The sequence below is a fragment of the Streptomyces sp. MCA2 genome, from assembly GCF_023544705.1.
Taxonomy (GTDB): Bacteria; Actinomycetota; Actinomycetes; order Streptomycetales; family Streptomycetaceae; genus Streptomyces; species Streptomyces decoyicus.
The window spans coordinates 233,917-256,065 of the sequence record NZ_JAMJFM010000003.1 but is presented as its reverse complement, the minus strand read 5'-3'; the positions used below and the strand labels follow the sequence as shown (position 1 = coordinate 256,065).

General features: G+C 70.6%; 23 protein-coding genes and 1 pseudogene. 16 read left to right on the top strand and 8 right to left on the bottom strand.

The annotated features are described in order from the left end of the window. Position 1 precedes the first annotated feature (1 nt). From cysC to M8I34_RS04295, 7 genes are all read left to right on the top strand, one after another. Positions 2 to 535 (top strand): adenylyl-sulfate kinase, encoded by a 534-nt coding sequence (cysC, locus tag M8I34_RS04325; protein ID WP_250047957.1) that lies wholly within the window; start codon positions 2 to 4, stop codon positions 533 to 535. After that, positions 532 to 1,467, top strand: coding sequence for a sulfate adenylyltransferase subunit CysD (gene cysD / locus M8I34_RS04320; protein ID WP_250047956.1), 936 nt, complete (start codon positions 532 to 534; stop codon positions 1,465 to 1,467). The genes cysC and cysD overlap by 4 nt, the downstream gene beginning before the upstream one ends. A gap of 2 nt (positions 1,468 to 1,469) precedes the next feature. Next, entirely contained in the window at positions 1,470 to 2,825 is a 1,356-nt protein-coding gene (locus M8I34_RS04315; protein WP_250047955.1) for a sulfate adenylyltransferase subunit 1, read from the top strand. 213 nt (positions 2,826 to 3,038) lie between these two features. Next, positions 3,039 to 4,148, top strand: coding sequence for an aliphatic sulfonate ABC transporter substrate-binding protein (locus M8I34_RS04310; RefSeq protein WP_250047954.1), 1,110 nt, complete (start codon positions 3,039 to 3,041; stop codon positions 4,146 to 4,148). Positions 4,149 to 4,188: 40 nt separating this feature from the next. Beyond that, a complete protein-coding gene (locus M8I34_RS04305; protein ID WP_244418108.1) occupies positions 4,189 to 4,995 on the top strand; it encodes an ABC transporter ATP-binding protein in 807 nt (268 codons plus the stop codon). Further along, positions 4,982 to 5,917 (top strand): ABC transporter permease, encoded by a 936-nt coding sequence (locus tag M8I34_RS04300; RefSeq protein WP_250047953.1) that lies wholly within the window; start codon positions 4,982 to 4,984, stop codon positions 5,915 to 5,917. Before M8I34_RS04305 ends, M8I34_RS04300 begins: the two co-directional genes overlap by 14 nt. Positions 5,918 to 5,920: 3 nt before the next feature. Further along, positions 5,921 to 6,691 carry a sirohydrochlorin chelatase gene (locus tag M8I34_RS04295; RefSeq protein ID WP_250047952.1) on the top strand — a complete coding sequence of 257 codons (771 nt, stop codon included), beginning with the start codon at positions 5,921 to 5,923 and terminating at the stop codon, positions 6,689 to 6,691. Positions 6,692 to 6,713: 22 nt separating this feature from the next. Here M8I34_RS04295 and M8I34_RS04290 read toward each other — a convergent pair whose 3' ends face one another. From M8I34_RS04290 to M8I34_RS04275, 4 genes are all read right to left on the bottom strand, one after another. Further along, complete coding sequence (locus M8I34_RS04290) at positions 6,714 to 8,384, bottom strand: glycoside hydrolase family 13 protein (protein ID WP_250047951.1); 1,671 nt, start codon at positions 8,382 to 8,384, stop codon at positions 6,714 to 6,716. 132 nt (positions 8,385 to 8,516) lie between these two features. Next, positions 8,517 to 9,365 (bottom strand): carbohydrate ABC transporter permease, encoded by an 849-nt coding sequence (locus M8I34_RS04285; RefSeq protein WP_250047950.1) that lies wholly within the window; start codon positions 9,363 to 9,365, stop codon positions 8,517 to 8,519. After that, on the bottom strand, positions 9,362 to 10,348 hold the full coding sequence (locus M8I34_RS04280; RefSeq protein WP_250047949.1) for a carbohydrate ABC transporter permease: 987 nt from the start codon (positions 10,346 to 10,348) through the stop codon (positions 9,362 to 9,364). Before M8I34_RS04280 ends, M8I34_RS04285 begins: the two co-directional genes overlap by 4 nt. A 5-nt stretch (positions 10,349 to 10,353) precedes the next feature. Next, positions 10,354 to 11,679, bottom strand: a complete 1,326-nt coding sequence (locus M8I34_RS04275; RefSeq protein WP_250047948.1) for an ABC transporter substrate-binding protein — start codon at positions 11,677 to 11,679, stop codon at positions 10,354 to 10,356. Between the two features lie 148 nt (positions 11,680 to 11,827). Between M8I34_RS04275 and M8I34_RS04270 the strand changes: the two genes are divergently transcribed. The 7 genes and pseudogenes from M8I34_RS04270 to M8I34_RS04240 all read left to right on the top strand — a co-directional run bounded on the left by M8I34_RS04270 (position 11,828) and on the right by M8I34_RS04240 (position 17,687). Continuing rightward, positions 11,828 to 12,895 (top strand): LacI family DNA-binding transcriptional regulator, encoded by a 1,068-nt coding sequence (locus tag M8I34_RS04270; protein WP_244418115.1) that lies wholly within the window; start codon positions 11,828 to 11,830, stop codon positions 12,893 to 12,895. A gap of 101 nt (positions 12,896 to 12,996) precedes the next feature. Further along, positions 12,997 to 14,256 (top strand): DegT/DnrJ/EryC1/StrS aminotransferase family protein, encoded by a 1,260-nt coding sequence (locus tag M8I34_RS04265; RefSeq protein WP_250047947.1) that lies wholly within the window; start codon positions 12,997 to 12,999, stop codon positions 14,254 to 14,256. Positions 14,257 to 14,349: 93 nt separating this feature from the next. Further along, positions 14,350 to 14,536: pseudogene (locus M8I34_RS04260) on the top strand (CGNR zinc finger domain-containing protein); the annotation flags it as partial. Further along, complete coding sequence (locus tag M8I34_RS04255) at positions 14,472 to 14,684, top strand: hypothetical protein (protein WP_250047946.1); 213 nt, start codon at positions 14,472 to 14,474, stop codon at positions 14,682 to 14,684. The pseudogene M8I34_RS04260 and the gene M8I34_RS04255, both read left to right, overlap by 65 nt. Before the next feature lie 372 nt (positions 14,685 to 15,056). Beyond that, the gene (locus M8I34_RS04250; RefSeq protein ID WP_250047945.1) at positions 15,057 to 16,196 is read left to right on the top strand and encodes an inorganic phosphate transporter; all 1,140 of its coding nucleotides are present in this window, start codon (positions 15,057 to 15,059) and stop codon (positions 16,194 to 16,196) included. A 90-nt stretch (positions 16,197 to 16,286) separates the two neighbouring features. Continuing rightward, entirely contained in the window at positions 16,287 to 16,526 is a 240-nt protein-coding gene (locus tag M8I34_RS04245) for a hypothetical protein (protein ID WP_250047944.1), read from the top strand. A gap of 321 nt (positions 16,527 to 16,847) precedes the next feature. Beyond that, positions 16,848 to 17,687: an enoyl-CoA hydratase/isomerase family protein gene (locus M8I34_RS04240; RefSeq protein ID WP_250047943.1), complete on the top strand. Its 840-nt coding sequence runs from the start codon at positions 16,848 to 16,850 to the stop codon at positions 17,685 to 17,687. Between the two features lie 205 nt (positions 17,688 to 17,892). Here the strand turns inward: M8I34_RS04240 and M8I34_RS04235 are convergent, their stop codons facing one another. Beyond that, a complete protein-coding gene (locus M8I34_RS04235; RefSeq protein ID WP_250047942.1) occupies positions 17,893 to 18,066 on the bottom strand; it encodes a hypothetical protein in 174 nt (57 codons plus the stop codon). 118 nt (positions 18,067 to 18,184) lie between these two features. On the opposite strand from M8I34_RS04235, the gene M8I34_RS04230 reads away from it, so the two are divergent. Together M8I34_RS04230 and M8I34_RS04225 are read left to right on the top strand one after the other, a co-directional pair. Beyond that, the gene (locus tag M8I34_RS04230; RefSeq protein ID WP_250047941.1) at positions 18,185 to 18,916 is read left to right on the top strand and encodes an SDR family oxidoreductase; all 732 of its coding nucleotides are present in this window, start codon (positions 18,185 to 18,187) and stop codon (positions 18,914 to 18,916) included. Positions 18,917 to 18,946: 30 nt separating this feature from the next. Continuing rightward, positions 18,947 to 19,393 (top strand): cupin domain-containing protein, encoded by a 447-nt coding sequence (locus M8I34_RS04225; RefSeq protein WP_250047940.1) that lies wholly within the window; start codon positions 18,947 to 18,949, stop codon positions 19,391 to 19,393. A gap of 535 nt (positions 19,394 to 19,928) precedes the next feature. On the opposite strand, the gene M8I34_RS04220 is transcribed toward M8I34_RS04225, so the two are convergent. The 3 genes from M8I34_RS04220 to M8I34_RS04210 all read right to left on the bottom strand — a co-directional run bounded on the left by M8I34_RS04220 (position 19,929) and on the right by M8I34_RS04210 (position 21,780). Beyond that, complete coding sequence (locus M8I34_RS04220; RefSeq protein ID WP_250047939.1) at positions 19,929 to 20,174, bottom strand: SDR family oxidoreductase; 246 nt, start codon at positions 20,172 to 20,174, stop codon at positions 19,929 to 19,931. A 14-nt stretch (positions 20,175 to 20,188) separates the two neighbouring features. Continuing rightward, positions 20,189 to 20,884, bottom strand: a complete 696-nt coding sequence (locus tag M8I34_RS04215; protein ID WP_250047938.1) for a DUF4232 domain-containing protein — start codon at positions 20,882 to 20,884, stop codon at positions 20,189 to 20,191. A gap of 575 nt (positions 20,885 to 21,459) precedes the next feature. Further along, positions 21,460 to 21,780, bottom strand: a complete 321-nt coding sequence (locus M8I34_RS04210) for a hypothetical protein (protein ID WP_250047937.1) — start codon at positions 21,778 to 21,780, stop codon at positions 21,460 to 21,462. Positions 21,781 to 22,149 lie beyond the last annotated feature (369 nt).

Below are 22,149 nucleotides of genomic sequence, written 5' to 3'. Positions count from 1 at the left end.
CATGACGGGCGCCACGATCTGGCTGACCGGTCTGCCGAGCGCGGGCAAGACGACCCTTGCGCACGAGCTGGCCGGCCGGCTGCGCGGCGACGGCCATCGCGTCGAGGTGCTCGACGGCGACGAGATCCGCGAGTTCCTCTCCGCGGGCCTCGGTTTCACCCGCGAGGACCGGCACACCAACGTCCAGCGCATCGGCTTCGTGGCCGAACTGCTGGCGAGCAACGGCGTCAAGACGCTGGTGCCGGTGATCGCGCCGTACGCGGACAGCCGGGAGGCCGTCCGCAAGCGCCACCAGACCGAGGGCACCGCCTACCTGGAGGTGCATGTGGCCACGCCCGTCGAGGTGTGCTCCGAGCGGGATGTGAAGGGTCTGTACGCCAAGCAGGCGGCCGGTGAGATCTCCGGTCTGACCGGCGTGGACGATCCCTACGAGGCGCCCGAGTCGCCCGATCTGCGCATCGAGTCGCACACCCAGACCGTGCAGGAGTCCGCGGCGGCGCTGCACACGCTGCTCACCGAAAGGGGACTGGCATGACCACCATCGCTGCCGTGACCGACGACCTCGACAACCCGTACGCCCTGTCGCACCTGGACGCCCTGGAGTCCGAGGCGGTGCACATCTTCCGTGAGGTGGCGGGTGAGTTCGAGCGGCCCGTGATCCTGTTCTCCGGCGGCAAGGACTCCATCGTCATGCTGCACCTCGCGCTGAAGGCGTTCGCGCCGGCCGCGGTGCCGTTCTCGCTGCTGCACGTCGACACCGGGCACAACTTCCCCGAGGTCCTCGACTACCGCGACCGCGCCGTGGAGCGGCACGGCCTGCGGCTGCACGTCGCCTCCGTACAGGACTTCATCGACCGCGGTGAGCTGCGCGAGCGCCCCGACGGCACCCGTAACCCGCTCCAGACCGTCCCGCTGCTGGACGCCATCGAGAAGGGCCGCTTTGACGCGGTCTTCGGCGGCGGCCGCCGGGACGAGGAGAAGGCGCGCGCCAAGGAGCGGGTCTTCTCGCTGCGCGACGAGTTCGGCGGCTGGGACCCGCGCCGGCAGCGCCCCGAGCTGTGGCAGCTCTACAACGGCAAGCACTCGCCCGGTGAGCATGTCCGGGTCTTCCCGCTGTCCAACTGGACCGAGCTGGACGTGTGGCAGTACATCGCCCGCGAGAAGATCGAACTGCCCGCCATCTACTACGCCCACGAGCGCGAGGTCTTCGCCCGCAGCGGCATGTGGCTGGCGCCCGGCGAGTGGGGCGGCCCCAAGGACGGCGAGAGCCTGGAGCGGCGGCAGGTGCGCTACCGCACCGTCGGCGACATGTCCTGCACCGGCGCCGTCGACTCCGACGCCGACACGATCGAGGCCGTCATCGCGGAGATCGCCGCCTCCCGGCTCACCGAGCGGGGCGCAACGAGGGCCGACGACAAGATGTCCGAGGCCGCCATGGAGGACCGCAAGCGCGAGGGGTACTTCTAACCATGAGCACCACCAATGCTGTTGAGGACATCGTCGACGCGGGTGCCACCTCGCTGCTGCGGTTCGCCACTGCCGGGTCCGTCGACGACGGCAAGTCGACGCTGGTGGGCCGGCTGCTGCACGACTCCAAGTCGGTGCTCACCGACCAGCTCGAGGCCGTCGAGCGGGCCTCGCTGGGCCGCGGCCAGGAGGCGCCGGACCTGGCGCTGCTGACCGACGGGCTGCGCGCCGAGCGCGAGCAGGGCATCACCATCGATGTCGCCTACCGCTACTTCGCCACCCCGCGGCGCCGCTTCATCCTGGCGGACACCCCCGGGCATGTGCAGTACACCCGCAACATGGTCACCGGCGCCTCCACCGCCGAGCTGGCCGTGGTGCTGGTCGACGCCCGCAACGGCGTGGTCGAGCAGACCCGCCGGCACGCCGCGGTCGCCGCCCTGCTGCGCGTCCCGCATGTCGTGCTGGCCGTCAACAAGATGGACCTGGTCGACTACGCCGAGCCCGTCTTCGCCGCCATCGCCGAGGAGTTCACGACGTACGCGGCCTCGCTGGGCGTCCCGGAGATCACCGCGATCCCGATCTCGGCGCTGGCCGGCGACAACGTCGTGGCGCCGTCGGCGAACATGGACTGGTACGGCGGCCCGACCGTGCTGGAGCACCTGGAGACCGTGCCCGTCGTCGCCGACCCCTCGGACGACCCCGGCCGTTTCCCGGTCCAGTACGTGATCCGTCCGCAGACCGCCGAACACCCCGACTACCGCGGCTACGCGGGCCAGATCGCCTCCGGTGTGCTGCGCGTCGGCGACCCCGTCACCGTCCTGCCCTCGGGCCGGACGAGCACGATCGAGGCGATCGACACGCTCGGCCAGGCCGTGGACGTCGCCTGGGCGCCGCAGTCGGTGACCGTCCGGCTCACCGATGACCTGGACATCTCGCGCGGTGACCTGATCGCCCCGACGGCCACCGCGCCGGGCGTCTCGCAGGACATCGAGGCGACCATCTGCCATGTGGCGGACCGTCCGCTGAAGGTCGGCGACCGGGTGCTGCTCAAGCACACCACCCGTACGGTCAAGGCGATCGTCAAGGACATCCCGTCCCGGCTGACGCTGGACGACCTCTCCCAGCACCCCGCGCCCGGTGAGCTGGCCGCCAACGACATCGGACGGATCGTCGTCCGCACGGCGGAGCCGCTGGCCCTGGACGCCTACGCCGACTCCCGCCGCACCGGCTCGTTCCTGCTGATCGACCCGGCGGACGGCACGACGCTGACCGCGGGCATGGCGGGCACCGCCTTTGCGGAAGCGGCCGCGGAGGCCGCTCCGGCCGAGAGCGCGGACGACGAGGGATGGGACTTCTGAGCATGCTCAAGGACGTTTTCTCGACCTTCGCGAAGGAGGGCGGCCGCATCGGCAGCGGCGCCCTGGGCAGCGGGCAGGGCGGAGTCGGCCGATGTGTGTGCTGACGATGCACGGCTCCGTATCCCCCACACCTCCCTTCCGAAGATCCATCGATCTGCCGGGCGCGCCATAGAAGGCGCGTACTGACCCGGCCCTCCGAGAGGACCACCTCCCGTGTCTGCCGTTCGTCACCGCCTGCTCGCGGCCGCCGTCACCGTCCCGCTCCTGACCGGGGCGCTGGGCGCCTGCGGCTACGGCTCCGAGGCAAAGAAGGACACAGCGGCCGGTGTCGCCCCCAAGGGCGCGAAGACCGACGGGCTCGATCACGTCACGATCGGGTTCTTCGGCAACACCACCCACGCCACTCCCCTGGTCGGCCTCCAGAACGGCGCGTTCCAGAAGGAACTGGGCGGCACCGAAGTGAAGGCCGCCCCCTTCAACGCGGGCCCCGCCGAGATCGAGGCGCTCAACTCGGGCGCCATCGACATCGGCTGGATCGGCCCCTCCCCCGCGATCAACGGCTACGCCAAGTCGCACGGCAAGAGCCTGAAGATCATCGGCGGTTCGGCCTCCGGCGGTGTCTCGCTGGTGGTCAACCCCAAGAAGGTCAAGAGCCTGAACGATCTCAAGGGCAAGACGATCGCGACCCCGCAGCTGGGCAACACCCAGGACGTCGCGCTGCTGAACTACCTGTCCGAGAAGGGCCTCAAGGTCGACGCCACCACCGGCAAGGGTGATGTCACCGTCCAGCGCACCGACAACAAGGTGACGCCGACGGCCTTCCAGCAGGGCGACATCGACGGCGCCTGGGTGCCCGAGCCCACCGCTTCCAAGCTCGTCGCCGAGGGCGGCAAGACGCTCCTGGACGAGAAGAAGCTGTGGAAGGACGGGAAGTTCGTCATCACGAACATGATCGTCTCGCAGAAGTTCCTCAAGGAGCACCCGAAGGCCGTCGAGGCGGTGCTGCGTGCGTCGGTGAAGACCAACGCCTGGATCCGGTCGCACCCGGCCGAGGCGAAGAAGGCCCTCAACGACAAGCTCTCCTCCCCGGACATCGCCGGCAAGGCGCTGCCGGACAACGTCATCGACCCGGCCGTCAAGAACGTCGACGTCACCGATGACCCGCTGGCCGCCACCCTCCAGCAGGAGGCCGACCACGCCGTCAAGGCGGGCCTGCTCAAGAAGCCCGACCTCAAGGGCATCTACGACCTCACCCTGCTGAACAAGGTGCTCAAGTCCCAGGGCAAGCCGCCGGTCGACGACGCCGGACTCGGCAGCAAGTAACCCCCGCCCGCAGCACCGCACTCCCCAGGAGGTGACACCGATGACGACCACCACGCTCACCAAGCAGCAGCCCGCCACGGCGGACACGGGCACCACCGTGCCGTACGCGGCCCGCATCGACCATGTCTCGAAGTCGTTCGGCCGCACCGGCGCACAGCAGCATGTCCTGGACGACATCAGCATCGACGTGGCGCCCGGCGAATTCGTCTGCCTCCTGGGGGCCTCGGGCTGCGGAAAGTCCACTCTCCTCAACCTCGTGGCCGGTCTCGACGCGCCGTCCGCCGGCGCCATCGAGACGCCCGGCGGCCGGCCGGCCCTGATGTTCCAGGAACATGCGCTGTTCCCGTGGCTGACCGCGGGACGCAACATCGAACTGGCGCTGCGGCTGCGCGGGGTGCCGCGTGCGGAGCGCCGCGACGAGGCCGAGCGGCTGCTGGAGCTCGTCCGGCTCAAGGGCGCCCACGGCAAGCGGGTGCACGAGCTGTCGGGCGGTATGCGCCAGCGCGTGGCGATGGCCCGTGCGCTCGCCCAGGACAGTCAACTGCTGCTGATGGACGAGCCGTTCGCCGCGCTCGACGCGATCACCCGCGATGTGCTGCACGACGAGCTGACCCGCATCTGGCGCGAGACCAACCTGTCGGTCCTCTTCGTCACCCACAACGTCCGTGAGGCCGTGCGGCTCGCCGAGCGGGTGGTGCTGCTGTCCTCCCGCCCCGGCAAGATCGCCCGCGAGTGGCGGGTGGACATCCCGCAGCCGCGCCGCATCGAGGACTCCGCGGTCGCCGACCTTTCCATCGAGATCACCGAACAGCTCCGTGGGGAGATCCGCCGCCATGGCCAGCACTGAGACCAAGGACCCGTCCACCGCAGCGAAGGGCAAGGACACCGCGGCGGGCACCAACGCCCCCGGGGCCGGTGACATCGCCGGCCTGGAGGCCGGGCTCGACGCCCTCGAATCCCGGGTCGTCGACCGGCAGCCGTGGCTGCGTACCGTCGTCTCGAAGGCGTTCCCTCCCCTCGTCGCCATCGTCATCGTGCTCGGGCTGTGGCAGCTGGCCTACCACTTCGAGCTGAAGCCGCACTATCTGCTGCCGAGCCCCGTCGACGTCGGCCGCTCGCTTCAGCAGAAGTGGCTCGAAGGCACCCTGCTGAGCTTCGTGTGGACCAGCGTCTCCCGCGGCGCCCTCGGATTCGTGGCCTCGGTGGCCATCGGTACGGTCCTCGGACTGATCGTGGCCCAGGTCAAGGCCGTACGGGCCGCGATCGGTCCGATCCTGAGCGGTCTCCAGTCCCTGCCCTCGGTGGCCTGGGTCCCGGCCGCGATCATCTGGTTCGGGCTGAGCGACGCCACGATCTACGCGGTGGTGCTGCTCGGCGCGGTCCCGTCGATCGCCAACGGGCTGGTGGCCGGTGTCGACCAGATCTCCCCGCTCTACCTGCGGGCGGGCCGCACCATCGGCGCCACGGGTCTCGCGGGTGTCCGGCATGTGCTGCTCCCGGCCGCGCTGCCGGGCTATATCGCCGGGCTCAAGCAGGGCTGGGCGTTCTCCTGGCGTTCCCTGATGGCCGCCGAGCTCATCGTCAACGCGCCCGATCTGGGCACCGGTCTGGGCCAGCTGCTGGAACAGGGCCGTGAGCTCCAGGACATGTCCTGGGTACTCGCCGCGATCCTTCTCATCCTCATCGTCGGTATCGGCATCGAGCTGCTGATCTTCGCCCCGGTCGAACGCCGGGTGCTGCGCAGCCGCGGCCTCCTCGTGAAGAGCTGAACCATGGACGCACGCCCCACGCTTCTCGTCATCGCCCACGGCAGCCGCGATCCGCGGCACGCGGCGACCGTCTCCGCGCTCTGCGCGCGGGTCCGGTCGCTGCGCCCCGGGCTGCGCGTCGAGGTCGGCTATCTCGACTTCAACGCGCCCCGGGTGCCGCGGGTGCTGGAGCGTCTGTCGGCAGAAGGAGTCCGGGAGGTGGTGGCGCTGCCGCTGCTGCTGACGCGTGCCTTCCATGCGAAGTCCGACATCCCGTCGGTGCTGCGGGAGGCGACGGCGCGGCTGCCCCTGCTGACCGTCCGCCAGGCCGATGTGCTGGGCCCCTCGTCACTGCTGACCGACGCGCTGGAGCGCCGGCTGGCCCAGGCCGGGCTGCGGCCCGGCGACCGTCGCTCGACCGGGGTCGTCCTGGCCTCGGCGGGCTCCTCCGACCCGGAGGCGATCGCAGTGATCGCTGAAATCGCGCGGGAGTGGCGGCACACCGCTGGTTGGTGTGCCGTGCGACCTGCGTTCGCCTCCGCATCTCTGCCCCGTACGGCCGACGCGGTGCGGGAACTGCGTGCCGAGGGCGTCGGCCGGGTGGCCGTCGCCCCGTACGTCATCGCCCCCGGTTTCCTCCCGGACCGGATCGCCGCCGGGGCCCGCGAGGCCCGCGCCGATGTCCTCGCCCCCGTACTGGGCGCCGCGCCCGAGCTGGCCCGTCTGCTGCTGCGGCGCTACGACCGGTCCGTCGCGGACCGCGCCCGTGGGGACCTGGCGGCGCTGATCGCCTGAGAGGTCCCCACGGCGCGCGGGATCAGGACGTCGTGGTGTGCAGCCAGACCGTCGTCCACGGCGGCAGTTCGTCGCCGTGGACCGGTGCGGAGGACAGCAGCACCTCGCCGGCCGGCAGCGGCCGGGGCTCGTCCGACAGGTTCGCCACGCACTCCCAGCCGCCCGAGCGGCGGAAGTGCAGTACGTCCGGGCCGGCGGCCGGTGCCTCGTCGGCCCATTCCAGCGCCTCGTCGGCCAGCAGCCGGCGGCGGGTGGCCAGCGCCGTGCGGTACAGCTCCAGAGGTGCGGACGCCGCACCCTGCTGCGCCTCGACGGACAACTCGCCCCAGCCCGCCGGCTGCGGCAGCCAGGAACCCCCGCTGCCGAACCCGTACGAGCTGCCCTCGCGCCGCCACGGCAGCGGCACCCGGCAGCCGTCCCGGCCCTTCAGCCGGCCTCCGCTCCGGGTCCACACCGGGTCCTGGAGGCTGTCCCGGGAGAGGCCCGCGACCTCGGGAAGCCCCAGTTCCTCGCCCTGGTAGACATAGCCGGAGCCCGGCAGCGCCAGCATCAGCAGGGTCGCGGCCAGCGCCCGGCGCAGCCCGAACTCCCGGTCCAGGACGGGCTCCTGGCCGTCGGAGAGCAGCCAGGCCTCCTCGTCCCGGCCGTCCGGCAGGCCGTACCGGGAGGCGTGCCGGATCACATCGTGGTTGGAGAGGACCCAGGTCGCGGTCGCCCCGGCCGCGCGTGCGTCGGCGAGTGCGGTGTCGATGGAGGCGCGCAGTTCCCCGGCGCGCAACGGGGCCTTGAGGAAGTCGAAGTTGAAGGCCTGGCCGAGTTCCTGCGGGGTGGCGTACGCGGTACGGCGGGAGCTGCGCACCCAGGCCTCGGCGACGGCGACCCGCGGCGGGTCGTACTCGTTGAAGACCTTGCGCCAGTCGCGGAAGATGTCGTGCACCTCGTCGCGGTCCCAGAAGGGGTGGCTGCCGTCCTCGGGCAGGTCTCCCGGCGTGTACCCCTCGACGGTGCCGATGTCACGGAGCGGCGCGGCCAGGTCCTTGGCCAGGCCGTGGGCCACATCGACCCGGAAGCCGTCGACACCGCGGTCGGACCAGAAGCGCAGGGTGTGCCGGAAGTCCGCGCGGACCTCGGGGTTGTCCCAGTTGAAGTCGGGCTGCTCGGGGGCGAAGAGGTGGAGGTACCACCAGCCGTCGGGCAGCCGGCTCCAGGCGGGTCCGCCGAAGCAGGAGACCCAGTCGGTGGGCGGCAGCTCGCCCAGCTCGCCCTTGCCCGCACGGAAGACATAGCGCTCCCGCGCGGCGGATCCGGGCTCGGCGGCCAACGCCTCCTGGAACCAGAGGTGCTGGTCGGAGGAGTGGTTGGGCACGATGTCCACCATCACCTTGAGGCCCAGGCGGTGCGCCTCGGCCACCATGGCGTCGAAGTCGTCGAGGGTGCCGAGACGCGGGTCGACATTGCGGTAGTCGTCGACGTCATAGCCGCCGTCGGCCAGCTGTGAGGGGTAGAAGGGGCTCAGCCAGACGGCGTCCACGCCCAGGTCGGCGAGGTAGGGCAGCCGGGAGGTCACACCGGGGAGGTCACCGATGCCGTCGCCGTCGGCGTCGGCGAAGCTGCGCGGATACACCTGGTAGACGACAGCCTGCCGCCACCAGTCGGTGGTGTTGCGGTCGGAGCCGAGGTGCTGTGCGGTCACGTGGAGGCCTTTCGATGCGTGAGCGGTCGCGTGGGGGCGCCTCCCAGCGGTGGCTGGGGGAGGAATACGGCGCGGTGCGGCGCCGGGTGCGGTCGGGTGCGGCGGGGTGAGCGGGCCTTGGGGGCGCCGGCCTCATCCCTTCACCGCCCCTGAGGTCATGCCCGAGACGATCGAGCGGCGGAAGATCATGACCAGGACGCCGATGGGTACGGTCGCCGCCACGGCTCCCGCGAACAGCGTCCCGTAGGGGACCGTGTACTGGCTGGTGAACAGGGCGATGCCGACCGGAACGGTGCGGTGGCCGTCCTCGCTGTTGAAGGTCAGCGCCAGCAGGAACTCCGACCAGGTCGCGGTGAAGGTGAAGATCCCCGCGGTGAACAGTCCCGGCCGGGCCAGGGGTGCGATGACGGTCAGGACCGTACGCAGCGGTCCCGCGCCGTCGACGGTCGCCGCCTCCTCCAGCTCACGGGGGACACCGACCAGGTAGTTGCGCATGATCCAGATGGCGAACGGCAGGTTCAGCGCGACATAGGGCACGATCAGGCCCGCGTAGCTGTTGAGCAGCCCCAGCTGCCGCTCCAGCAGGAAGAGCGGAACGACCAGCGCGATCGGCGGGAAGACGGACAGCATCAGCAGTGCGGTCATGATGGCGCCGCGGCCCCGCAGCGGGGTGCGGGCGAGTGCGTAGCCCGCGAAGAAGGACAGTCCCAGCACGGCGACCGTGGAAACCGACGCCACCAGCACGCTGTTGAGCAGATAGCGGCCGATGCCGTTGCGGACGAAGGCCTCCGCGTAGTTGCCGAGCGTCGCCGCCTTCGGCACCAAGGTCGGCGGTGCGGCACTGATCTCGCCAGGGCCCTTGAAGGACGACACGATCATCCAGTACAGCGGCAGTGCCGACAGCACGACGATCGCCAGACCGCCGAGGTTGACGGCGTTGACGTACCGGCGGATGCCGGACGCCGGGGCACGGCGGCTCATGCCCGCCCTCCTTCGTCGGCCTGCGTCTTGAAGACCCGCAGGAAGAGCAGACAGCACGTGATCACGATGACGGCGGTGGTGGTCGCCACCGCCGCGCCGCGGCCGATGGCGAGGTTCTGGAAGAGGGTTTTGTATCCGAGGATCGCCAGCGACTCGGTGGCGGTGCCGGGACCGCCCTGGGTCAGGACGAAGGGCAGATCGAAGATGCCGAAGGCCTGAAGGATGCGGAAGAGGACGGCGATGGCCATGATCGGGCGCAGTTGCGGCAGGGTCACCTTCCAGAACGTCGTCCAGGTGCCGGCGCCGTCGATCTCTGCCGCCTCGTAGACGTCGCCGGGAATCAGCATCAGCCCGGCGAGGACGACAATCGCGACAAAGGGTGTGGTCTTCCAGACATCGACCACCACCATGGCACCCATGGCGGAGGCGGGTTGCCCGAGAATGTCCGGCTGGCGGCCGAGGATCTGCTCGAAGAGCCAGGTCAGCCCGCCGTAGGTGCCGTTGTAGAGATAGCCCCACAGCTGGGCGGCGACGACATTGATCAGAGCCCAGGGCAGCAGCAGGACGGCCAGGACCCAGCCGCGGGCGGCCCCCAGCCGCTCCAGCACGAGAGCGGCCACGGTGCCCAGCACCAGCTCCAGCAGCACGGTGACGGCGGTGAACCCGAAGGTGAAGAAGAGCGCCTGGCGCCATTCCGGGCTGCTCAGCACGGCGGCGTAATGGTCGCCCGTCAGGGACAGGATGCGGAATCCGCCGTACTCCAGGCGGACATCGGCCAAGCTGAGCAGCAGCGAGAAGAGCACCGGGAAGACCGTCACGGCGGTGATGATCAGCAGCGCCGGGGAGGCGAAGAACCAGCCGGTGCGCGCCCGGCGGCGTCTGCTCACCCGGGCCGGGCCGCCGCCGCGCGGTGCCGGCGCCGTCCGCGGGCCGGGCCGCTCCGGGGCCGGGCGCCGCGACACGGGTGTTGCGGAGGATGTCATGGCATTCACAGCGCCTTGCCTTCCAGGGCGGTCCGGATATCGGCGCGGGCGGCACGCAGGGCCTGGGCGGGCGTGGCCCGGCCGCCGATCACCGCGTTGGCCCGGGTGTAGAGCGCCTTGCTGACCTGGGGGTAGTACGGGGTCTGCACCGGCCGGGCGACCAGGTGCAGTTCGCGCACCCTGGTGAGCGTCGGATCGCCGACCGCGCGGGCCTCCGGCCGGGTCAGTACGCCTTCGAGCGCCGGAATCACCCCGGCGTTCTTCAGCAGGATCAGCTGCGCCTCCTCACCGGCGCAGAACCGGGCAAAAGCGACAGCGGCCCCGAGGTGGGAGGAGTTGGGGTTGACGAAGTTGCTCCAGCCGCCGGCGCAGCTCACCCCGCGCGGGCCGTCGCCGTCGAAGCCGGGGCGGGGCGCGACACCGACCCGGCCCGCCACCCTGGAGACCGCACGGTCGGCCGCATTGCCCCAGGCGTAGGACCAGTTGCGCAGGAAGACGCCGCGGCCGCCGGTGAAGGCGTCCTGCGAGTCCGCCTCCACATAGGTGGCGACCGTGGAGGGCGTGACGCCGGTCTCGGTGAACTCCCGCATCATCGCGAAGGCCCGTTCCGCGCCCGGCCCGTTCAGCGCGACCCGGCCCTCGCCGTCCAGTACAGGGGCTTCGGCGTCGGCCAGGAACTCGGCGACATTGCAGGTCAGCGACTCCGACACGGACCCCTGCCAGAGGAATCCGTACGGCGCGTCCCCCGCCCGCTGGATGGTGCGCGCGGTACGCAGCAGCTCCTCCCAACTGCGGGGCACCGGCCGTCCGTGCTTGGCCAGCAGGTCCTTGCGGTAGTAGAGGAAGGCGCTGTCAGTGAAGAAGGGCAGCGCGTACACGGCGCCGCGGTATTCACTGACCCGCCGCAGAGCCGCCGGGTACCCCGTCCAGAAGTCCTTGGGCAGCAGCTTCTGCAACGGCAGCGCCAGGGAGTTGGCGCCGAACTGGGCCGGCCAGGTGGTGTCCCCGAGATAGACGTCCGGGGTGGGTGAGGCGCCCGCGAGCTGTGTGGTGACCGCGGCGCGATTGCTGTCGGTGGTACTGAGGGCGTTCGATTTTCGGACACGGATCTGCGGATGACGGCGCTCGAAGGCGCGGATGATCAGATCCGCCACCACGGGGCCGTTCCGGGAGGGGATTTCGGACACCCACCAGGTGAGCGTGGCCGGGGTACGCGGGACCTGGGCGGCTTGGGTCAACAGGGTGTCCAAGGGCTTGCCCGCGCAACCGCTGGTGAGCCCGGCTCCGGCGGCGAGGCCGCTCGCGAGCAGGGTTCTGCGGCTCAAGGCCATGAGTGCTCCTCACGTCTTGGCTGCCATCGATGACAGCGCTTGCAGGCTAGAAGTGGCCTTGTCATCAGGTCAACGCCTCGTGAACAACAGATTTCCGGGAAGATCTCCTGGCAACGCTGTCATCGCCTGTTTGTGCTAGCGTCCCGGCATGTCCTCAGCGCAGAGCGAGGCCACGATGGCCGATGTGGCCCATCGGGCGGGGGTTTCGGTGTCCACCGTTTCGCGCACCCTGCGCGGACTGTCGACGGTCTCGGACACGACCCGCGCCCGGGTGGAAGCGGCAGCCCGCGAGCTCTCGTTCGCGATCACCCGCAGCGCCTCCAGCCTGGCCACCGGCCGTACGGGAAGAGTCGCCGTCCTGATGCCCAACCTGGCATCGTGGTTCCTGAGTTCGGCGCTGTCCGGCATGGCTCCCGCACTGCGCGAGGCCGGCCTCGATCTGCTGGTCTACAGCGTGACCGATGTGCACGAACGCGCCGATTTCTTCGACCGGTTGCCCGCCCGCCGCAATGCCGACGCCCTCCTCGTCGTGAGCTTCTCGCTCTCCCCCGCCGAACGCGCCCGCCTGGACGACCTGGGCATGCCCCTCGTCTTCGTCAGCCAGCACGCGCCCGGCCGCCCCAGCGTCTACGTGGACGACGAGGACGCCGCCCTGCGCGGCACCCGCCATCTGATCAACCTCGGGCACCGGCGGATAGCCTTCCTCCAGACCTCCGACACCACGGGCTTCGCCTGGAGCAGCAAGAACCGGCTCACCGGGCATCTGCGGGCCCTCACCGAAGCGGGGCTGGAGCACGACGAGTCGCTCGTGATGAGCGTGCCCGGCTGGAAGGGCACCGGTATGGCCGCCGCGGTGGGGCGGCTGCTGAGCCTCCAGGAACCACCGACCGCGCTGTTCACCGAGACCGACGACATGGCGTTCCGGCTGCTGGCGGCCCTGCGGGAGGCCAACGTGCCGGTACCGGGGCGGGTTTCGGTCATGGGCTTCGACGACCACGTCATGGCCGACGTCATGGGCCTGACCACACTGGCCCAGCCCGCCGTGGAGCTCGGGCGCGCCGCCGTCCGCCTCACCCGGTCCGTGATCGACGACTCCGACGGCGCGCAGGAGCGGCACATCGTGCTGCCGACCGAACTCGTCCCGCGCGGCAGCACGGCGCCGCCGCCCGCGGGGACCGGGGGCCGGACCCGGTGCCGGACGAAGAAGCTGACCTAACTGACCTTGCTGACCACCGCTGACTCTTCAACAGCGTCCCTCCCTCGACTGTCATAGGAACAGCACCCACCGGTGCGGCCGGAGACCACCTGGGGGAACTGATGCTGGACAAGAGTTACGTCGTGCCCTGGGGAATGCGGGGCAGCATCTCGGCCGACGCCGAGGCGGCCGTACTGACCGAACTCGTCCACGAGAGCACTCCGCAGCCGGCCGGATCGCGGCGCGAACGGTTCGAGCGCTCCTTCGCCGAGACGGTCGGCAGCAGGCATGCGATCTCGGTGACCAGCGGAACGGTCGCCCTCCAACTGGCGGTCCGCCTGCTCCACCTGGCGCCCGGCGACGAGGTGATCGCCACCCCGCAGACCCACCGGGCGACCGTCCAGCCGCTGGCCGACTACGACGTACAGGTCCGGTTCTGTGACATCGACCCGGCGACCCTCAATATCGACCCGGCCGCGCTCGAAGCGCTGATCACCCCGCGCACCAAGGCACTGCTGCTGGTGCATTACGGCGGCTGCCCCGCCGAGATGGACACGATCATGGCGCTGGCCCGGCGCCACGGCTTCGTCGTGCTGGAGGACTGCGCGCATGCACTGGGGGCCCGCTACCGCGGCCGGAGCCCCGGTGCGCTGGCCGATATCGCCACCTTCAGCCTCCGCAACACCAGGAACAGCAGCATGCTCGGCGAGGGCGGCCTGATCACCTGCGACCGGGACGACTGGGCCGAGCGCCTGCACCGGCTGCGCGCCGCCGACAACGACACCCGGAGCGTACGCACCGCGCCGGGCGGTGCGACGGAGCCGGTCGCGCCGCCCCGCACCGCCCACCCCACCCCCCTTCACCGCGGCTATGTGCGCCGGCCCGGCAGCGACACGACGATGCCGGAAGTGGTCGCGGCTCTCGGCCAGGCCCAGCTCACCGGCCTACGGGCCGCCGTCGGCCGCCGTCGCGCGCTCGCCGGGCGGCTGAACGAGGTGCTCGCCCGCTACCCGTTCATCACGCCACAGTCAGCGGCCCCGCACAGCGACCACGCCTACCACCTCTACACCTGCTTCGCCGGCCACCAGGAACTGCGCGACCGCCTCGTACTGGCCCTGGACCGCCGGGGCGTGGAGATCCAGTTGCGCTACTTCCCCCAGCATCTGCTCCCCCAATGGCGTCACCGGGGACATCTGCGCGGCGAGTGCCCCGTCGCCGAACGCAGCTGGTTCGACCAGCACCTCAACCTCCCCTGCCATCCCCTGCTGACGCCCGCTCAGCAGGACTACCTGGTCGAGGCACTGGACGCCTCGCTGGCCGAACTGAACGGCGGGGCACCGGGTCCGGTGGCGGTTCCGGCGACGGTTTGCGGACGGGGCTAGGGAGAGGAGCGGAAGGGAAGCGGAGAGGGAGGCGACCTGCCTCCCTGGGGCGGAGGCGGGGCGAAGCCATGGTGTGGTGCGGGCCGTGGTCGCGTCGGCACCGCCCTGCACCTCACCGGACGCGGCATGGAGCGGCTCGGCCGCTGCGCCCTGGCCGAATGCGGCCGCGCCCAGGGCGACTTCACCCCGGGCCAGCCGACAGCGCCCTTGCTCCCATGCCTGCGCGAACCGCGACGCCGTACGCCGCCACCGCACCCGGCGCGCGGGACACGGCCTGTGAGGGGGCGGGGGTCCCCGAACTCGCGCTGCGGGCCGAACTCCCGCTATGGGCCGAACTCCCGCTGCACGGGGCGGCCCCGCCGGCCGGCCGCAGCCAGCCGCGGCCGGCGTCTCGGCAGAGTGCCTTCCGCTTCAGGCCGCAGCAGTGACGGCCGGCCCCCCGACCGGTATCGGCCCGTCCCTTCTCGTAGACCGTAAGGCCTCGTGCCAGGTGGAGCGGCACCAGTAGCAGTTCGACGACGCGGGCCTTCCAGGCGTGGACGAGGAGCCAGGGGAGCCAAGGGTGCCAGGGGAACCACAGCAATGCTTCGCGGCTCCGAGGAGGTCGACGTATCCGCTCAACGCCCGTCGCTGAGTCCGGCATGACACCGGCATGGCACTGACCGCGGCCGGCCGCCGGCAACCGGCCTGCGCCGTCGCGTTGGCGGCGCTCCGGAACGGCACTTAGCGTGGGAGGGACGGCGGTTCGTACACAGGTTGCGGTGCGCGCGGCCGGACCGCCCTCGACGTGGAGGACCGGGATGGCATCTGTCTCCTTCCTGCTCGTGGCCGTGATCCTCACCGCCCTGGCCTTCGACTTCACCAACGGGTTCCACGACACCGCCAACTCGATGGCCACCTCCATCGCCACCGGGGCACTGAGCCCCCGGGTCGCCGTCGCCGTCGCGGGACTGCTCAATCTGGGCGGAGCCTTCCTCTCCACGGAGGTGGCCAAGACGATCTCGGGCGGCATCGTCCAAGACAGCGAAGTGTCCCTGGTGATGATCTTCGCCGGGCTGATCGGGGCGATCCTGTGGAATCTGGTCACCTGGCTGCTCGGGCTGCCCTCCAGCTCGTCCCACGCCCTGTTCGGCGGGCTGATCGGCGCGGTGTGGGTGGGGGCCGGAGGTTCCGCGGTGCGCTTCGGCGCGATCATCGAGAAGATCGTGATCCCTGCGGTGGCCTCGCCGGTCGTGGCCTGCCTGATAGCGCTGCTGGCGACCTACCTCGCTTACATGATCACCCGGAGGACCTCGCGCCGCACCGTCGGGAAGGGTTTCCGCGCGGGCCAGATCGGGTCGGCGTCCCTGGTGGCGCTGGCACACGGCACCAACGACGCCCAGAAGACGATGGGGGTCATCACCCTGGCGCTCATCTCGAGCGGGGTGCTCAGCCATGGCGCGGGGCCGCCCTGGTGGGTGGTGCTGAGCGCGGGCCTGGCGATCGCCCTGGGCACCTACGCGGGCGGCTGGCGGATCATCCGGACCATGGGCAAGGGGCTCACCGACATCCAGGCCCCGCAGGGCTTCGCCGCCGAGACCAGCGCGACCGCGGTGATTCTCGCCTCGTCGCACATGGGCTTCGCGCTGTCGACCACCCAGGTGTGCACGGGCAGCATCCTCGGCGCGGGGCTGGGCCGCAAGCTGGCACACGTGCGCTGGGGCATCGCAGGGCGGATCGCGGTGTCCTGGCTGCTGACGCTGCCGGCCGCGGCCGCCGTGGGAGGCGTGGCGGCGTGGGTGGCCGGTCGGGGCGATGTGGGGGTGGCCCTGGTGGCGGGTGTCGCCCTGGCCGCCGCGGCGGCGTTCTACGTGCTCTCGCGCCGCCGCCCGGTGAGCCCGGAGAACGTCAACGAGGTGCCGCCGAGCACGGCGAAGCCCACTGTCAAATCGGCCGCCTGAGCCGGCCCTACCGGGCGGGCCGACGCCGAGGAAAAGCAGAGGCAGAGGCGGAGGCAGAGGAAGGCGAAGGGGAGGGGAAGGAGGAACGGGATGGGCATCGACTGGGGCACTCTGGCCGGGGTCTTCGGAGTCAGCCTCGGGATCACCATGGTGGTCGTCGTGATGTTCTCGCTCGGCCTGGCCGCGTGGGCCCGCGCCGGACACGGGGAGCCCGCCCCTGACAGCTCCCCGGGCCGGCACCAGAAGGTGGCATCTGTCGCGGCCGTGCTGTGCTTCGCCGCCTGCCTCGCGGTCGCGGCCTTCGGGATCGATCTGATCGTTCCCGCCTGACCCGCTCTCGTCACCTCACTCGCTGTGGGGCTGCGGGACTGCGGGGCTGTGGGGCTGTGGGGTTGCGTGGGCGCGCGTGGGCGCGCGTGGGCGCGCGTGGGCGCGCGTGGGCGCGCGTGGGCGCGCGTGGGTGATCGAGGCGAGACTGGAAGGGGTATCCGCGCCGGGTCGCGTCGAGGCCACTCCCGGATCGTGCGCAGCTCCCTGATCGTGTGCGGCGGTGGGAAGGAGCGCGCCGCGCGGTCGTGCGGTGGCTGGAGCAGCACCAGCTCCGACAGCCGGGATGGGAACGGGCCGTGTCGAGCGCGAGAGGAGGAGGACATGACCGCCTCGTACGAGACCATCAGCACCAGGCTGGACGGCAACGTCCTGTCCGCCACCTTCCACGCCCCGCCGCTCAACCTCATCGGCCCCGAGGTCGTGCGCGACCTGGTCGGACTGCTCGAAGAGCTTTCCCAACCGGCGGCCACACCGGTGGTGGTCTTCGACAGCATGGATCCCGACTTCTTCTTCCCGCACGTCGACCTGACCAAAGTGCCCGCATACACAGCTGAAGCCGCGAAAGCCGGGGGCCCGGGCGACGCTTCCCTGGGGATGCTGTTCCGCAGGCTCAGCGAGGTCCCTGCCGTCACGATCGCCAAGCTGCGCGGCCGTGCACGGGGGGCCGGCAGCGAGTTCCTCCTCGCCTGCGACATGCGCTTCGCCTCCCGCGAGAACGCCGTCGTAGGCCAGCCGGAAGTCGGCATCGGCACCCCGCCCGGCGCGGGAGCGATCCAGCACCTCACCCGTCTGTTGGGCCGGGGCCGCGCGCTCGAAGCCGTACTGACGTCGGCCGACTTCGATGCCGAACTCGCCGAACGCTATGGATGGATCAACCGCGCGGTGCCCGACGCCGCGCTGGACGAGTTCGTGGCCGGCCTTGCCACGCGCATTGCGGACTTCCCCCGCGATGCACTGATCGCAGCCAAAGCCGCCATCAACGCCATCACCCTGCCCACTCCGGCCGACGTACGCGCGGATGCCGCGCTTTTCCAGCAGCTCGTGCGGGGAGAGGCCGCGCAGCAACGCATGGCAGAGCTGTTCAAGCGGGGCCTCCAGACTCGTGGCCGTACCGAACTCAACCTCGGTGACGCGCTGGGCGACTTGAAGGCCGTCGACTGATACCGATGACCCACCACGCATCCGCCCACGGCCTGCATGTACGTCGCCCCAGGGCTACGACGTTGGTCGGCCGCGGCTACGACGTTGATGGGCCGCGCCGACCGTGGCCGGGATCGCGTCGCACTGCGCTCGCGTTGCGTGGCCCTTCCGCCGAGCTGACCCTGAAGAAGAAGCCCGTCCCATCGGGAGCCGGGTGCCACGCCGATCAGGTTGTCGGTCGGCCGAGTAGCGAGCGGGGCCGCGAATCCAGGATTACTTCAGCCTCGTCCTCGTCCTCGTCCTCGTCGTCGATCGCTCGGACCACTTCGGCGGCCGGGCGCACGCTGTCGACGAAGGACGCCGACTGGCCGTCAGCGATGCCGCCGGCACGCAGCGCCACCGGCATACCCGCGGGAACGCACGGCATACCCGCGGCAGCACACGGCCCAGCGTGCGCCGTGCACTGCACCGCCGCAATCTGGACGCATGACCTATCGGTGCGCGACGAAAGGTGACCCATGAAGTTCGCAGTCATCGGCGGTACCGGTCTGATCGGGTCGCAGGTCGTGAAGAAGCTGAACGCCGCCGGGCACGAGGCCGTGCCGCACTCGCCGGCCACAGGTGTCGACGTGATCACCGGCCAGGGCGTGGAGGAGGCGGTGACCGGAGCGGACTGCATCGTCAATCTGACGAATTCCCCGACCTTCGACGACGCCTCTCCCGCCTTCTTCCAGACCTCGATGGACAACCTCCTGGCCGCCGGCCACAAAGGCGGGGTGGGGCACTTCGTCATCCTCTCGATCGTCGGCGCGGACCAGGTGCCCGGCCTCGCCTATTACCGCGCCAAGGTCTTGCAGGAAGACATCCTCAAAGCCGGGCCGATCCCCTATTCGATCGTCCACGCCACCCAGTTCATGGAGTTCATCGACGCCTTCATGTCCTGGACCACCGAGGGCGACACTGTCCGCCTGCCCACCACCCCACTCCAGCCGATCGCCGCCCAGGACGTGTCCGACACCGTCGCCGAAGTCGCCGCCGGTCCCCCTCTGAACGGAACCCTCAGCGTCGGCGGGCCCGACGTTCATCCCCTCGACGAACTCGGCCGGATCACCCTGACCGCCCGGCCCGACGGCCGCACGGTCATCACCGACGACACCGCCGGCATGTTCGCCGCCGTCGACGGCGATGTGCTCACCACCAAGGGTGACGCACGCATCGCCCCCACCCACTACACCGACTGGCTCACCTGACCCGGCCGGCCCACCACTGGAGACCTCGCCATGTCGAACAACGAACAGGTGGCAGGCAGCGCCGAGGGTCAACCGCGCTCGGAAGCATGGAAGACCGCGCTCACCGTGCTGCAATCGGCGAAACCGCCGTTCGTTCCGGAGGGGGCGGAGGCGATGACGGTTCTCGTCGAGTTCCCTCCCGGCGATCCCGGCACCCCTCCGCACCGGCACTCGGGACCTGCCTTCGGCTACATGCTGGAGGGGGAAATGCTCTTCGAGCTGGAAGGTGAGCCGGAGCGGGTGATCAAGGCCGGGGAGACGTTCTGGGAGCCGGGCGGCGATGTCATCCACTACCAGGACGGAAACAACCGGACGGACTCCCGGAGCCGCTTCCTCGTCACCATGATGTGCGCACCGGGTCAGCCCATGCTCACGTTGGTCGACGACGAAGAGCTGGCCCGGCGCCAACACCTACGAGCTCCCCGCCCGGGCACTTGACCCGCATGGAGTCTTCATGACGCTCGACTCGCTGAGTCGCTCCGAAGCCGAGACCACAGCCGCTGCACGGCTGGCCGCAGTTGTCGCCGGCCGCAGGCCCCGCCCGCCCTCTTGGGTCTACAGTTCCCCGATCCGCGCCACTGCCGTTCCCTTCTTCGGGCATACCCACACCGCCGTGTCCGTGCGGACTGTCGCCGTCAGCGGATGCGTGTCCGGGTGTGTCGGGCACTGTGGCCAAACCGTCGATGCGCCGTCGGACCACAGCGCCTCCACCGCCCAGTCCATGTCGTCCACTGGGCTCCTGATCACATCGCGGAGAACTGCCCCACGGTCTCCGCCCTCCCTGAAGCTTGCGGACGATCTTTTCCGACCCAGCCCCCCGCTTCAGCAGCCGCCTCAATCCGGCGCTGCCGACCGGCCGATCCAAGCGAAACTGCACCGTCATCGTCAGGACAGGCAGGCAGGCAGGCCTTCCGGAGTGTCGCCGAAGTCGACCGCCGTCCCCCATCCGCGACCGTGATGCCCCTTACACCCCTTACGCCCGTCGTCCGTCGTCCACCGACAGCGCGATCCCGGTGACGTACGAGGCGGCGTCCGAGCAGAGCCAGATCGTGGCCGCGGCCGCCTCGTCCAGCGTGGCCATCCGGCCCAGCGGGGCCGTCGCCTCCTGCATCGCGATCAGTTCGGTGCCGGCCGCCACCCGCTCGATCGCCGGAACACCGACGCCATGCCGACGGAGTGCGGGACACGCGATCCGGCGTGTCCCGCACTGACGCGTCATTGGCCGATGGGCGGTCAGAAGTTGTACGGCTTCGTGGTGTTCCAGTTCAGTACGTCGGCCTCGTTCCAGCTGAACTGCGGCTTGTTGCCCTGGAGGTCGACCGAGTAGGAGGGGCCGTCGTGGCCGTCCGCGCCGCGCAGGGCGAGGGCGAACGACTGCGCCGTGTGGTTCTTCGAGCCGTAGTCGAAGAGGTTCACCGCGGTGTATACCTTGCCGCCGGGCTGGAGCGTGAGGTGCTTGCTGCCGCCGGTGTTGTCCTTCTTCGAGTGCGGCAGTGCGGCGCTGTCGACGTCGCCGAGCTTCACGGTCGGGTACGAGGTGACCCAGCAGGGCTTGGTGCCCTTGTTCGACGCGGTGACCAGCAGGTGGTCGCCCTGCTGCCCGGCGAACCGGTGCACCGCGGTGAGCAGCATCTCGTCGCCGCGGCACTGCTGGGCGCCGGCCGTGGTGCCCTTGCCCGTGGCCCCGCCCGTCCCGCCCGAGGCGGTCGTCGAGCGCGCGCCCTCCTTGGTGGCGCCGCCGCTGTTGGCCTGCTCCGCACCGTCCTTGCCGTCCCCACCCGCCGCGGACTGGCTCTGTGCGCCGGCGGCGGCGTTGTCGCCGCCCGCCGCCTTCGAGCTGCCGTCGGCGCCGCCGCAGGCGGTCAGGCCCAGCGCCAGCGCGGCGGTGACGGCGGCCAGGGCGGCGGTACGAATCCGGGAAGTACGCATGATCAGGTTCCCCCTGTGCTTCGTGCGGGAGTCCCCTTGGCCGGTCCCTTTGACCGGTCCCCATGGCCGTTCCCGCGGTGTGGACACCACTCTTCCCGGTTCCACTGACGTTCCGGAAACGCCTCACTCACGTCCCGCAAACAAACCGCGCGCGAACGGGTGAGGTCAAGCCTTCGGGCGGCCTGGAGTTCCTCACCGTGGATCTGGCACCCGCACACGGCCCCGAACAATCTCACCTGCCCCCATGGCCACCACCGACCGGCGACACCGCCCGCGCTCAACCGGCCATGGGCAACGCTCAGTCACACAGGGGGCCTGGGAGCCTGGGAGCTGATCCGAAGCACGGCAGGTGTCCCCCGCGGCGTCGGCTGGCCCGCGGCTTCGACCGGGCGAAGCACGATGGTTGTCGCCGGGGCGGCAGGCTGTCTGTCTATCTGTCACCCGCAGCGTCCAAAGCAGAATCGGTGTCACCGGCTCCGGCGCTCCGCCAAGCGCCTGAGCTGCCCAGCGCCCCGACGGAGAGAAGCTGCGTCAGAACCCGTGCGCCGGGCCATGACGGAAGTCGCTTCAACCGGTCACAGACCGGCGACGTCCCTGGCCCTCTTCAGCACTGAGTCGAGCGCGTCCACCACGTCGTCGTGCCGCCTCGCGCGCGCCGCCCGGTCCGCCGGCACCAGCCGCGTGGCGGCCTGCACGGCATAGGCGTCCGGGTCACCGAAGGCAGTCCGCGGGTGCTCTCCCGTATCCGCGCAGTGCGCCGTGACATCCTTGACCGCCTGGAGCACGACTGCCCGGTCCACGCCCGGCTGCATGGCCAGCCGTACCTGGAAACGCGCCATCCACTTTTCGAGGTCCTTCTCCCTCGCCGCGTCCGTCGTCCGGTCCTTCTTCGCCACGTGCCCTCCCGGGTGATCGGCAGCCGTACGTCATGGAGTTGGACGCCGGGGCATCGAAGTGGGTTGCGCAAGCGAGAATCTGACGAGTTTCAGGTGACTGCCAGGAGCCGCACTAGCTCTACCGACCGGCCCACTGTCTCAGAACGTCACAGTCCACGGGTTCTGGCACAGCTTCTGGCCCCGCGCCCCGCGCACCCTGACCGGAAGTCCTGGTGACACCAGCCTGCCTTGGTGACTCCCGTTGAGAGCACGAGGTAAAGGCTGCCGGTGTCGGTGGGGCAGGCGGCTGCCCTACTCCCAGGCGGAGGACGGGATGTACTTCCGGGGTGCAGAGTCCGACCAGGGTGCGTCCCGGCGCCTGATGGAAGC